This is a genomic window from Sphingosinicella sp. BN140058 (assembly GCF_004135585.1).
Lineage (GTDB): Bacteria > Pseudomonadota > Alphaproteobacteria > Sphingomonadales > Sphingomonadaceae > Allosphingosinicella.
This window is the reverse complement of the sequence record NZ_CP035501.1, coordinates 335,126-347,694: the sequence shown is the minus strand read 5'-3', so window position 1 is coordinate 347,694 and position 12,569 is coordinate 335,126. Positions and strand designations below refer to the sequence as shown.

The following is a 12,569-nucleotide window of genomic DNA, read 5'->3' as shown; positions in this document are numbered from 1 at the left end:
CTCGTTGCGACGCCGGCTTGGTTTAGGGGAAGACATGATGGGCGCAGAGCCGCCGCGTAATTTGACGTTCGGAATGCTCGACGCGCTCGGCAAGGCGATCGTCGTCGGCCGCTATGATGACATCCGCTTTCCCACCGAGGCCGAGCTCGCCGACGAGCACCAGGTCAGCCGCTCGGTCACCCGGGAGGCGGTGAAGATGCTGACCGCCAAGGGGCTGCTGACCGCGAAGCCGCGCAAGGGAACGTCGGTCCAGCCGGCCTCCGCCTGGAATCTGTTCGATCCAGACGTGCTGCGCTGGCTGCTCGAGCGTAAATTCTCGCTCGAGCTGCTGCGCCAGTTCAGCGAATTGCGCATCGCCATCGAACCTGCCGCGGCTGCGCTCGCCGCGCGCTGGGCGGGCGCCGAGGCCGTCGGGGCGTTGCGCGCGGGCTATCGCCGGATGGAAGCGGCAGAGACCGGGGCCGACGATCCTCTCGATGCCGATATCGCCTTTCACGTCGCGGTGCTCGAAGCCTCGGCCAATCCCTTCTACACCCAGTTTCGGGACGTCGTGGAGACGGCCTTGCGCACCTCGATCCACTTCACCAACCGCTTCAAGGGGCGAACCGCGAGCCTGCCCGCGCATTACGACGTGCTTGCCGCGATCGAGGCAAGGGATGCTGAGGCCGCCCAGGCGGCGATGCACGAGATCATCACCGACGTGATGACCTTGGTCGCCGAGGCCGAGCGTCGCGATCGCCAATGACCACGGCCAACCCGTCTTGAACACGACCTTCCACACCCGGGCGTCGCTCGCCGCGGATCTGCGCGCGATCGGCATCGACGCGGGAGACTCCGTCATGGTCCACGCCGCGGTCGGACGATGTGGGCCGCTGCTCGGCGGCCCCGATGCGCTGATCGGCGCTTTGTCCGATGCGGTCGCGGCCTCCGGAACCATCCTGGTCTACACCGACTGGGACGCTGCCTACGAGGATCTGCTCGACGACTCCGGCCGGGTGCCGGAGGCGTGGCGAGAGCACGTGCCGCCATTCGATTCGGAACGCTCCCGGGCGATCCGCGACAACGGCGTTCTGCCGGAGTTCCTGCGCACGACGCCGGGAGCCCGGCGCAGCGGTAATCCCGGCGCGTCGGTTGCCGCGCTCGGCGCACGTGCGGAAGCGTTCACCGACGATCACCCGATCGACTATGGCTATGGCGAGAATTCGCCTCTGGCCCGGCTTGTCGGGGTGGGCGGCAAGGTGCTGATGATCGGCGCGCCCTGGGAAACGATGACCTTGCTTCATCATGCCGAGCATCTGGCGCACATCCCTGGAAAGAGGATGAAGCGGACCGAGGTGCCGTTCGCGACGGCCGCCGGCGTCCGCTGGCGCTTCGTCGAGGAGTTCGACACCGGGTCGCCGATCGTCGACGGTCTGGCGGAGGAGTATTTCGAAGACGTCGTGCGCGCCTTCGTTGCCACGGGGCAGGGCCGGCAAGGCGCCGTCGGCGATGCGCCATCGTTGCTCGTGGACGCGCGGGCAATCTGCGCGTTCGCCATCGACTGGCTGGAGCGGACCTGCGGGCGAGGGTGGCGGCACGGCGCCGGAACGACAGGAATTGACAACCAATAACTCGCTGGTTATGAATTAGGCGAAACCGGCGGAGTTGTTCGATTCCGATGTCCGACGCCCACGACATCCTCTTCAGGACGCTTGCCGACCCCACCCGGCGCGCGATCTTCGAACGGCTGTGCCGGACGGGAGAGCAGACCGTCGGCGCCCTGACCCGAGAAGCCGGCGTATCCCAGCCGGCGGTCTCCAAGCATCTCGCGATCCTGAAGCAGTCCGGCCTGGTAAGCGACCGCCACGAGGGACGGCAGACCCATTACTCGGCCCAGCGCGGTGCCTTGGCGCCTTTGCTCGACTGGACCAGCGAGATGACCGGCTTTTGGGAAAGCAAGTTCGACGATCTGGAAGATCTGCTGAAAAGGATGGATCAATGACCGATAGCACAAGCGAGACCCGCTCCGTCGTCGTCGAGCGGGATCTCGCACATCCGCCGGAAAGGATCTGGCGCGCTTTGACGCAGCCGCACCTCATCCAGGAATGGCTGATGAAGACCGATTTCGCGCCGGTGGTGGACCAGCGTTTCACGCTCAGCGGCGATTGGGGCTCGGTCGATTGCCGGGTGCTCGAGATCGAGCCGGGCAGCCGCCTGTCCTACACCTGGGACGCCATGGGGCTGGAGAGCGTGGTCACCTGGACGCTGACCCCGATCGCATCGGGCACGCACCTGCGCATGGAGCAGGTCGGTTTCCGTCCCGATCAGCAGCAGGCCTTCGCCGGTGCGAAGTTCGGCTGGCAGAAATTCTTCGGCAATCTGGAGCAGGTGCTCGATCGACCGGAGTGAAACGATCGGGCACGATCCGCCGGCACCGCACACCTGGCTGTTCGCACAAAGGGAGGTTGCAATGAACTGGAACAAGTCGCTTCGCCAACTTCACCGCTGGCTCTCGATCGCGTTCACCCTGGCCGTCATCGCCAACCTGTCGTTCCTGCCCTGGAGGCAGCCGCCGGTCTGGGTCGGTCTGATGGCTCTGTTTCCGCTGATCCTGCTGATGCTGAGCGGCCTGTACCTGTTCGCACTTCCTTACACGTCTGCCTGGCGCCGCCCGCATCGCGCCGGCGCCGGGGAATAAAGGTGCCGAGCGACACGCCGAAAGCACCGATGCGCCGGGCCAATGGATCGGCGGCGGATGGGCCCGTTCTGCTTTCGGGCGGCAATCCGCAGATTCCCAAGGGCGACGGCGATGCGCCGGTGGCCGCCTATCTCGACGCGATGCCCGGCTGGAAACAGGATGTCGGGCGGCGGCTGGACGCCCTGATCGTGCGCACGGTCCCGGGCGTTCGCAAGGCAGTCAAATGGAACACGCCGCTTTACGGTACCGACGGCAAGAGCTGGTTCCTCGGCTTTCACTGCTTCAATCGCTACGTGAAGGTCACCTTCTTCAAGGGCATGTCGCTCGATCCGCCGCCGCCCGGTGAGTCCAAGACACCGGACACCCGCTATCTCGATATCCACGAGAACGAACCGCTCGACGAGGCTCTGCTGAGGCGCTGGATCGAGCAGGCAGCGGCGCTGCCCGGATGGATCCCCTGAACCACAAGGAGGAAAGTCATGACCGACATCGACGTGCAGGAAGGACCAAGTCCGTCGGAACGGATCGACGCGCGCATCGCCGAACTCGGCGACTGGCGCGGCAAGATGCTCGCGCGGCTGCGCGCCCTCATCCACGAAGCGGATCCCGGTATCGTCGAGGAATGGAAATGGCGCGGCGTTCCCGTGTGGAGCCATGACGGCATCGTCTGCACCGGCGAAACCTACAAGCTGGTGGTGAAGCTCACCTTCATGAAGGGCGCCGCGCTCGACGATCCGGCCGGGCTGTTCAACGCCAGCCTGGAAGGAAACGCCCGGCGCGCGATTGACGTGCGCGAAGGCGAGGCGATCGACGGGGAGGCGCTGAAGGCGCTGATCCGGACTGCCGTGGCGCTCAACACCGCGGGGCGCGCAAAGAAGAGGTGAGGTCCGTTTCCAGGCGCGCCTGATCGCGCTACGCGATCCCTGCTGGTGTTCAGGGTGGGGCGATGGTGCATATGAGAGATGTGGCGATTGCGGCGGTATCGCGAGAAGATGCCTAAATGGCCTATCTGGAGATGGGTCGGCCGGAGAAGCTGTCGCCGGGGCAACTGCAACAGCTTCGGGCGGTGACCAAAGATGCGCCGCTTGTCCACATTGTCGAGGTAAAGCGGGACGGCAGCGCCGCGTTTACGCTGCCGATGCGAGCCCATGACGTCGTGCTCGCCGAATTGGAGCGTGGCTGAGTTTCCTCGCCGCGTCCGCGGCACCGCAGCGCAAAAGGGGTTCGATGATGGCCAAAGCCAAGCGGAAGACGCTTCCCAAGGATTTCGAAGACCAACTCGCCGCCGGCGACCTTGAAGCGCTCAAGCGCGTCTTCGACCTATGTGAGCTCGATGCGCGCGGCGGCGTGTTCAAGCAGACGGCTTTGGCCTACAGCGCCTGCCCGGACGCACTCGCGCGCTGGCTTGTCGAGCAGGGCGCCGACCTGGCGGCACCCGACAGCCGTGGCGACACGCCGCTCCATTCGCGTTCGGGTGACTGGAGGGGAGGTGTCGAGCTTCTGATCGAACTCGGAGCCGACGTGAACCATGACGCGGGAGGACGGGGCACCCCGCTGCACCGTGCTGCAGCAGCCGGGCATGTTGGGACGGTGCAGATCCTTCTCGCCCATGCTGCCGATCCCGATGCTGTGGACCGTTCCGGAAAGACTCCGCTCCTCGTTGCGCTTCAGAATTGCAGCAATGCGACGATCGAGAGGGTCGCTGCCATCGCCGAGCTTCTGCTTGGTGCCACAGCGGGTAGAGCGGAGAAGCCGAGACCCTTTCTGGGACGTCTGTTGGGCAAAGGCGGGAAGCAGATCTCCGCAGTAACCCCGGAGATGCAGGCACTGGTGCAGCGGATCGGTACGAACTTCGAATTTCATCGTGCGAACTTCGATCCCGACAGCGTTGAAGCCGCAAGTCATGCCCTGGATGGGCTCTACGCATTGTTCGATGTCGCCCCGGTGGCGCGGCGCACCATGCACGACGGCAGAGCCCCGATCGTGGCCGGAGCCGCCGGCTGGCAGGCTCAGCACCAAGAATTGTGGAAATTGCTCGTTCCTTCGAGCGGCGCGGCCGCGACCGTCCAAGGGGAGGTGATCCGCATTTCCGGCCGCATCAGCGATGAGCTCGAGCGCAACGGCGGCGTCAACTGGGACGCCGACTACAAGAAGATGGCTGACGCGTTTCTCGGCCATGTGGGGCCGGCCCAGGCGCTACCCGCGAACGAGCTGGCAAAGACGCGCGCGCTGGTGGCGGAGCTCAAGGCGCGGCGTGGCAATGCCGCCGAACTGTGTAAGCTGGCGGTGGCATGGGTTGTGCTCAACCCGCACCCGATCCCATCGCCGGCGCCCGACTACCGGCGCTGAACGGATCAGGGCTGCAGCCGCACCATCGCCACGCCGTGCGGCGCCACCTCGGCGGCGTAGCTGCCCTTCCTTCGGCCGAGATCCTTGTGCGCCCACAGATCGCGGACGCGGAGCGAAAGGCTGCGGGGCAGGCCGAGTTGCTCCCAGGTCGCTTCGATCCGCGCCGGTGTCTCGCCGCGATTCCAGAAGAGCAGGGTGCGGCCGCCATCGGCCATCGGCTTCGACCAGGTTTCGCTTGTGCCATCCTTGGCGACGCGATGTCCCTGCTTGCCGAGCCGGTCCTGGTCGACCGCGATGACCTCCCGGTTCAGCAGGATCGCCCGGGTCGCGTCATCCATGTTGGCGACGTCGTTGCCGGCGATGAGCGGTGCCGCCATCATCGCCCAGAGCGAGAAATGGGCGCGATATTCGACGTCGGTGAGGCCGCCATTGCCGACTTCGAGCATGTCCGGGTCGTTCCAGTGGCCCGGTCCCGCATAGGGCCAGAGCGGCTCGTTCATGTCGACGATCGAGGCGACGCCCCACGAATAATTGTACTTGCCCTGCCACTTGTCGGTGATGTCGCCGGTGGTCCGCCACATGTTGCCGATCTTCGAGGCCCACAGCCACGGCTTCGAATTTCCCCATTCGCACAGCGAGAACAGAATCGGCCGGCCGCTCGCCTTGAGCGCGTCGGCCATCAGGGCATAAGCCTCCTCGGCATTGCGTACCCCCGTCGAACACCAATCATATTTCAGATAGTCGACGCCCCAGCGTGCATATTGCAGCGCATCCTGATATTCGTGGCCCTGGCTGCCGGGACGGCCTCCACAGGTCTTGCTGCCGGCATCCGAATAGATGCCGAACTTCAGCCCCTTGGAATGGATGTAGTCCCCGAGCGCCTTGAGGCCGGAGGGGAAGCGGGTGCGATCCTCGGTGATGAAGCCGTCGGCATTGCGCTCGCCATGCCAGCAATCGTCGATCACGATATAGTGGTAGCCGGCCTCTTTCATGCCGTTGGCGGCGATTGCGTCGGCGGTGTCGCGGATCACCTTCTCGTTGACGTTGCAGGCGAACTTGTTCCAGCTGTTCCAGCCCATCGGCGGGGTCTGGGCAAGGCCGTTATGCTGCCGTTTCGGGTCCTTCGAAGGCGCGAGCGTGTTCGGATCGGGATCGAGCACCTCCTGGGCCAGGACGGGCGTGAGGGCCGGCAGCAGGCAGGCTGCGGCGGCGAGCGCGTGAAGCACGATCTTCGAGGTCATCGGTTACTCCGGGGTTCTAGGCGTCAGGTCTGCGTCGCGGCGCAGCAGCGCGCGACGAATTCGGCATGGCTCGGCAGCGTCTCGACCGCACGGCGAAGCGCCTCGCGCAGTCCGTTCATCTGGCCGCGCAACGCGTCGGGGTCGATCGTGTCTGCGACGGGGTCGTGGCCGCGCGGCCGCACGCCCTGTCCGATCAGCACCGAAAGCCAGCTGTCTTCGGAAAACAGCTCGTCCCCGCTGCGAAAGACCCGGCCCTTGGATCGGAACAGATCCAGCTTTTCCCGGAGGCTGTCGGGAAGCGTCATCGCGGCGCAGTCGGACCAGAAGGACGTGTCGCGCCGCTCGGTCGCATGATAATGCAGGATCAGGAAGTCGCGGATCTGCGCATATTCGAGCGCGCTCTGCCGGTTGAACTCGTCACGCTCGGCCACGTCCATGTCCTTGTCGGGGAAGAGCAGCATCAGCCGTGAGATCGCGGTCTGGATGAGGTGGATGCTGGTCGATTCGAGCGGCTCGAGAAAGCCGCCCGACAGCCCGACCGCAACCACGTTGCCATGCCACAGCTTGCGGCGATGCCCCGCCAGGAAGCGCAAGCGTCGCGGCTCGCCGGCCGGCGCGCCGTCGAGCGTTTCCAGCAGCCGTCGGTGCGCGTCGTCGTCCGTCAGGTGCGCGCTGCTGTAGACGTAGCCGTTGCCGGTCCGGTGCTGGAGCGGGATCCGCCAGCGCCAGCCGGCCCCATCGGCGGTCGAGCGGGTATATGGGAGCAATGCACCCGCCGGGGTGCAGGGGAGGGCGATGGCGCGGTCGCAGGGAAGCCAATGCGACCAGTCGACGAACGGCTCGTGCAACGTCTCGCCGAGCAGCAGCGAACGGAAGCCGCTGCAGTCGACGAACAGGTCGCCGGACAGCATGCTGCCGTCTTCGAGGTGCAGCGTGCGGATGAAACCGTTCTCCGGATCCCGTTCGACCGAGATAATCCTGCCTTCGATCCGCTCGACGCCGCGATCTTCGCTCCAGCCCCGCAAATAGCGCGCATAGAGAGCGGCATCGAAGTGGAAGGCGTAGGCGAGGGTAGAGAGCGGGTGGTTCGGGCTCGTTTCGGGTCGTCCGAACCTGCCCATTTCGGCGGCAAGGGTCGACGCGCTAAAGGCGCCGAGCGGGTCGGCGTTCTCGCTATCCTCCTGCTGAACCAGCTTCAGCCACAATTGGGAGAAGCGGACGGTCTGCGTGTCGCGGCCGATCGTTCCGAACGGATGGATGTAGCGGTGGCCGAGCCGCAGCCAGTCGACGAACTCGATGCCGAGCTTGAAGCTGCCCTGGGTGCGTCGAACGAAATCGTCCTCGTCGATGCCGAGCAGCCGGTTGAAGTCCCGGATCGTCGGGATCGTCGCCTCGCCGACGCCGACGGTGCCGATCGCATCGGATTCGACCAGCTTGATGGAGACGGTGCGGCCGAGCAGGCGCGCCATCGCGGCGGCGGTCATCCAGCCGGCGGTGCCGCCGCCGACGATGATCACGGTTTCGATCGGCCCGCTCATCGCTTCGGGAACCGGAAATCGGGACGCCGCGCCTGCTCGATCAGAGCGCGGTGGCTAGGCAGAAGCCGCTGTGCGTTGGCCTGCTGCGCGCGAATGTCGGCAAAGGCGCGCCTGGCTTCCGCATGATAGCGGAAGGCACCCGCCTGTGCGCCGAGGTCGCTTTTGTAGCCCATCCCGTAGAGAACATATTGCCAGTTGGCGGCGAGAAAGATGTCGTGGTTCAGATCGACGTCGATGAAATCCGGCGCTCGATAGCGCCAGCGCTCGAGCCGCTCGCTGAGGCCGTCCGACCAGGTGGCGGGATCGCGATTGTCGATCCAGAAGGCGCTGTCTGCGCGATCGCTCAGGCAGTAATGGAGCTTGATAAAATCGACGACGTGATCGTAGCGTTTGACCATGATCGCGTTGAATTGGCGCGCGCTGACCTCCTGGTCGCCGCCCCAGGGGAAGAGATTGACCAGCATCAACGCCGCGATCTCGGCAAAGCCGATGCCGGTCGCTTCGAGCGGCTCGATGAAGCCGCTTGAAAGCCCGATCGCGACGCAGTTCTTGTGCCACTGGATTTGACGATAACCCGCCTCGAACTCGAGCAGGCGCGGTTCGATCGCATCGGCTCCCGGCCCGACATAGGCGCGGAGCGTGCGTAACGCCGCCTCGTCGTCGGTGTAGGCCGAGGAATAGACGTAGCCGGTGCCCCGTCGTTCGTGCAGGCCGATGTCCCAGATCCAACCCGCACTGCGCGCGGTGGCGATGGTCTGCGATGCGATCGGGCCGCCGGGCTGTTCGTAGGGCACCTGCAGCGCGACCGCGCTATCGACGAACAATTCGCCCCGCCGCGAGTGGAACGGAATGCCGAGGGCCTCGCCGATCAGCTGTGCGCGGAAACCGGTACAGTCGACGTAGAGATCCGCGGCCACGCGGCCGCCCTCGCGGCAGAGGAGCGCCGCGATGCTGCCGTCCTCCCCCAGTTCGACTCCGGTTACCTTATCCTCGACGTGCCGCGCGCCGAGCGCAACGGCGCGCTTGCGCAGCAGGCGTCCGAGCAGCACCGCGTCGAAATGATAAGCGTAGGTCAGCGGCCCTGCGAACGGCGGATGGCCGGGAAGCTTGGGCGCCAGGCACGCATCCGCAGCGCTCTTCTGGACCGTGTTGACCTCCGCCCAAGCCGCATCGCCTGCGGCACCCATCAGCCAGTAGGGCAGGAGGTCGAGGCCGTCGCTCTGGTCGCTGATTTGGAACGGATGGAAATAATGGTGCGGGCCGTCCGGACCGGGCGCCCGCCAGTCGGCAAAGCGTATCCCCTGCTTGAACGTCGCATTGGCCTCGCGGATGAGGTCGGCTTCGTCGATGTCGATCGCGCTCAGCGTCTTGCGGATGCTCGGGAAACTGCCCTCGCCGACGCCGATCACCGGAATGTCCGGGGATTCGATAACGGTGAGCCGGATGCCGCCCTGCGAGGCGGCGTTCAGCCGCTTGGCGAGGTAGGCGGCCGTGACCCACCCGGCGGTACCGCCGCCGACGACGATCACCTCCTTGGTCACGTCATGCCCTCCCGAAGCCGGTGGGAACGCAGCCGAATCCCGTCATTCGGTGCGGTCCCGTCCTTCATATGCCGAGCGATCAGAAGCTGAAGTTGATGCCGCCTTCAACCCTGCGGTCCGACAGGAACCAGCTGCGCACCAGAGTGGAGTTGCCGGGATAGCCCGCCATCAGCGTCTTCGTCACGGCGTTAGTGAGGTTCGTGCCTTGCACGAACACGCGCAGCTTGGGCGTGATCGAGAAGGTTATGCCCGCGTCGAGCTGCCCATAAGCGTCTGCGTAGACGGGGAGGGACGCGCGCACCGACGTGCCGACGCCGTTCGCATCGAAGGCGGTATAGGTCGACGTCGTGCCGTTGCCGTTGGTGGTCTGCAGATATTTGCTGCGCCACGAATACGCGACGCGGATCGACAGCGGCTCGCGCTCGTACAGCAGTTGCGCGTTCACATTGTGCTTCGAAAGGCCGACGATCGGAATTCCGGTCATCTCCTGGCCGTTGATGTCGCGGGCCAGTGCCGACGGCGACTTGCTGTCGATATAGGTGTAATTCGCCTCGATGCCGAGGCCGTTGAACGGCTCCGGCAGCATATCGAAGAACTTGCGCCCGCCGATCTCGACGCCGGTGACGAACGACTTCTTGTCGGCATTGTACACCTCCTCGGCGCTGACGACGCTGTCGGCGGTGAAGGTGGTGCCGTCGGGACGTGTGAAGGTCTGTGAATAAGGCCGCAACGTGGTGCCGAACAGGATCTGATCCTTGAGGATCTTGCGGAACAAGGCGACGTGCGCGTTGAAGCTGTTGCCCTGATAATATTCCGCGCTGAGATCGAGGTTCAGCGACATGGTCGGCTTCAGCTCCGGATTGCCCCGGGTCGCGGTGAAGCCGTTGAAGATCGGGGCGTAGCTGGTGGCGCCGTTATTCGCATTGTCGGCGGTGTTGATGCCGATCGTCTGGGTCGCACGCAGCGAGTAGAAATCCGGCAGCGACATCGTCCGAGTGACGCCGATCCGCACCACCACATTGTCGCTCGGCCGCAGGCTGAGGTTGAACGACGGCAGGAAGCGGGTGAACGAGTTGCTCGCCGACCGGGTCGTGTCGGTGCTCACCGCCGCCACCGCATTGTTGGCGACGCCGTCGGCCAGATCGGCATTGGCTTCGGCCTGGCTGAAGTAGAAGCTCGGATAGCTGGTCACTTCGCGGCCGGAGCCGTCAAGATCGATGTCGACGACGCGGAGGCCGATATTGCCGTCGTATCGGATCGGGCCTTCACCGCCGAAGCGCGCCTGGATGTAGGCCGCCTTGTTGCGCAGCCGCGTATTGATCAGGCCGGCGCGGTCCTGCTTTCCGATCGGATTGGGCCCGGTCGGATTGGCGCCGGTATCGTAGCCGTACGCCGTCTGGATGTAGATCGGGTCGAAGCTTTGCAGCATCGTTTGGCTGGGGATGAAGAAGCCGGTCGGGACCGACACGTCGCCCTTGAAGAAGTTGGAGAAGCCTTCGAACTCGGCGTCCGATGCGGTGCCGTCGGCGAGCGTCCGCTGCGGCGAACCGTTCCAGTCGCGGCCGAGCGGCGCCCAATAGGTGCCGATCTGGTTGTCGCGCTCGCGCCGGTTGGCATAGCGGGCGCCCACCTCGATCCGGCGCAGGAAGTTGCTCTCGTCTCCCACCGCCCAGGCGAGGTCGAGGTTGGCGGCGGTTTCCTTGGCTCGGTTGCGGTCCGGATTGAACGAGAAGCTCTGCCAAATGTAGCCGGCGCGATCGTCGAACGACGTCGCCGGAGTCGCGCTGAATTCGGGAAGGCCGCCCGAAGCGTCGAACGCGAAGGACGACATCGTCGATCCGACCGAGGATCCGAACGCATTGGAGTTCGAATAGGATTCGACGAATTGCAGCGCGCCGTTGAGGCGCAGATTCCGGGTCAGATCCCAGGTGAAACCCTGGCTGAAATCGCGGGTCTCGTTCTCCTGATTGGACGCGGTCGCCGATCCGGTGATCGATCCCAGCGTGTAGTTCGCCTGGGACGAGGGGATCAGGTTGGACGCACTGATCAGGACTCCGTTCGAATCGTAGCGTGCATCGCTCGACGGCGTGGGGATCAGGCTCGCATCGGTGTTGCTCGGCACCGCGAACACGCCGGTCTCCGTGCGATCGCTTCGATAATTGCTGATGAAGGTGGTGTGAAAGAAGCGCAGATTGTCGGCCGGCTCCCACTGCACGGCGCCGTAGAAGCCCTTGCGGCGACGCTCGAAATTCTCCTGGCCGTAGTCGAAGCCGCCGGGAATGTAGCGAAGCTGGCCGCCGATATAGCGTGGATAATAAGGCTCAGCGCGGATGAAGGAGCTCTTCGAACGCAATTTGTTGAAGGCGACGTCGAGCAGCACGCCGATCCGGCCGATGCCCGTGTCGAAGGTGTTGGAGATGAGCAGCGAGCCGCCGAACGAAGCCTTTTCGGACGCGTCGCCATAGCCGGCCTGGGCAGTCCCGGAGACGGTGAACTCCTTGAAATCGAACGGCATCTTGGTGCGCAGATCGACGGCGCCGCCGATGCCGCCCTCGATCCGGTCCGCGGTGCTCGCCTTGTAGACGTCGACCGCCGCCATCAGCTCCGGCGTGACTTCGCCCCAGCTGATGCCACCGCCGCCATTGGCGCCGAAGATCTCGCGGCCGTTCAGGGTGGCGAGCACGTTGGAGAGGCCGCGCACCTGGATTCCGGAGCCTTCGACCGAGAAGCGGTCGGGATCGCCAAGCGAGGCGAAGCGAACGATCGAAACGCCGGGCACGCGCTGGAGGACTTCGGTGATCGAATTGTCCGGAAGCTTGCCGGCGTCGTCGGCCACGACCGAGTCGATGATGGTGTCCGAATTGCGCTTGCGCTCGGTAGCGTTCTGCAGCGCCTGCCGGCGCGCGGTGACGACGATCTCGTCGCCGGACCCGTCGGTCGCAGTCTGTCCGGCGTCGTTCTGGGAAGCGGCGTCACCGGCCGAGAGCGGGTCTCCCCCAGCGGCCTCAGAGGTGTTGGCGGGGATGCCCGCAGGTCCGACCGGCGCCGGACCCTGCTGCGCAGCGGCCGGCGCACCGAGGCTCAACGCGGCCAGGGCGACGAACGAGGTACCCCCTAGCAGAAGCTTTCGATTGTCCACGTTCCTCTCCCATGCGAAACATAATTATCTTATTTAATTCGATATGTCCGACATAAGGGGTGTGTCAACGGTGCCAATTGGCGG

At 65.2% G+C, this 12,569-nt stretch carries 13 protein-coding genes; 9 read left to right on the top strand and 4 right to left on the bottom strand.

Annotated features, from left to right (window positions below):
• The first annotated feature begins 34 nt into the window (after positions 1-34).
• From ETR14_RS01490 to ETR14_RS01450, 9 genes are all read left to right on the top strand, one after another.
• Positions 35-745 (top strand): FadR/GntR family transcriptional regulator, encoded by a 711-nt coding sequence (locus tag ETR14_RS01490; protein ID WP_129383035.1) that lies wholly within the window; start codon positions 35-37, stop codon positions 743-745.
• Positions 746-761: 16 nt separating this feature from the next.
• On the top strand, positions 762-1,610 hold the full coding sequence (gene aac(3) / locus ETR14_RS01485; RefSeq protein ID WP_129383034.1) for an aminoglycoside 3-N-acetyltransferase: 849 nt from the start codon (positions 762-764) through the stop codon (positions 1,608-1,610).
• Positions 1,611-1,657: 47 nt separating this feature from the next.
• Positions 1,658-1,981, top strand: a complete 324-nt coding sequence (locus ETR14_RS01480) for a helix-turn-helix transcriptional regulator (protein WP_129383033.1) — start codon at positions 1,658-1,660, stop codon at positions 1,979-1,981.
• Positions 1,978-2,388, top strand: a complete 411-nt coding sequence (locus tag ETR14_RS01475) for an SRPBCC domain-containing protein (RefSeq protein ID WP_129383032.1) — start codon at positions 1,978-1,980, stop codon at positions 2,386-2,388. The genes ETR14_RS01480 and ETR14_RS01475 overlap by 4 nt, the downstream gene beginning before the upstream one ends.
• Positions 2,389-2,449: 61 nt before the next feature.
• Positions 2,450-2,677 (top strand): hypothetical protein, encoded by a 228-nt coding sequence (locus tag ETR14_RS01470; protein WP_129383031.1) that lies wholly within the window; start codon positions 2,450-2,452, stop codon positions 2,675-2,677.
• A gap of 2 nt (positions 2,678-2,679) precedes the next feature.
• Positions 2,680-3,138 (top strand): DUF1801 domain-containing protein, encoded by a 459-nt coding sequence (locus tag ETR14_RS01465; RefSeq protein WP_243455715.1) that lies wholly within the window; start codon positions 2,680-2,682, stop codon positions 3,136-3,138.
• 18 nt (positions 3,139-3,156) lie between these two features.
• Entirely contained in the window at positions 3,157-3,561 is a 405-nt protein-coding gene (locus ETR14_RS01460; RefSeq protein WP_129383030.1) for a DUF1801 domain-containing protein, read from the top strand.
• A 116-nt stretch (positions 3,562-3,677) separates the two neighbouring features.
• Entirely contained in the window at positions 3,678-3,860 is a 183-nt protein-coding gene (locus ETR14_RS01455; RefSeq protein WP_129383029.1) for a hypothetical protein, read from the top strand.
• 44 nt (positions 3,861-3,904) lie between these two features.
• Positions 3,905-5,026, top strand: coding sequence for an ankyrin repeat domain-containing protein (locus tag ETR14_RS01450; protein ID WP_206185938.1), 1,122 nt, complete (start codon positions 3,905-3,907; stop codon positions 5,024-5,026).
• A gap of 5 nt (positions 5,027-5,031) precedes the next feature.
• On the opposite strand, the gene ETR14_RS01445 is transcribed toward ETR14_RS01450, so the two are convergent.
• The 4 genes from ETR14_RS01445 to ETR14_RS01430 form a co-directional block, all read right to left on the bottom strand.
• Positions 5,032-6,267 carry a glycoside hydrolase family 27 protein gene (locus ETR14_RS01445; RefSeq protein ID WP_129383027.1) on the bottom strand — a complete coding sequence of 412 codons (1,236 nt, stop codon included), beginning with the start codon at positions 6,265-6,267 and terminating at the stop codon, positions 5,032-5,034.
• 23 nt (positions 6,268-6,290) lie between these two features.
• On the bottom strand, positions 6,291-7,805 hold the full coding sequence (locus tag ETR14_RS01440; RefSeq protein ID WP_129383026.1) for a tryptophan halogenase family protein: 1,515 nt from the start codon (positions 7,803-7,805) through the stop codon (positions 6,291-6,293).
• The gene (locus ETR14_RS01435; protein ID WP_129383025.1) at positions 7,802-9,346 is read right to left on the bottom strand and encodes a tryptophan halogenase family protein; all 1,545 of its coding nucleotides are present in this window, start codon (positions 9,344-9,346) and stop codon (positions 7,802-7,804) included. The genes ETR14_RS01440 and ETR14_RS01435 overlap by 4 nt, the downstream gene beginning before the upstream one ends.
• Positions 9,347-9,425: 79 nt before the next feature.
• On the bottom strand, positions 9,426-12,485 hold the full coding sequence (locus ETR14_RS01430) for a TonB-dependent receptor (protein ID WP_129383024.1): 3,060 nt from the start codon (positions 12,483-12,485) through the stop codon (positions 9,426-9,428).
• Positions 12,486-12,569 lie beyond the last annotated feature (84 nt).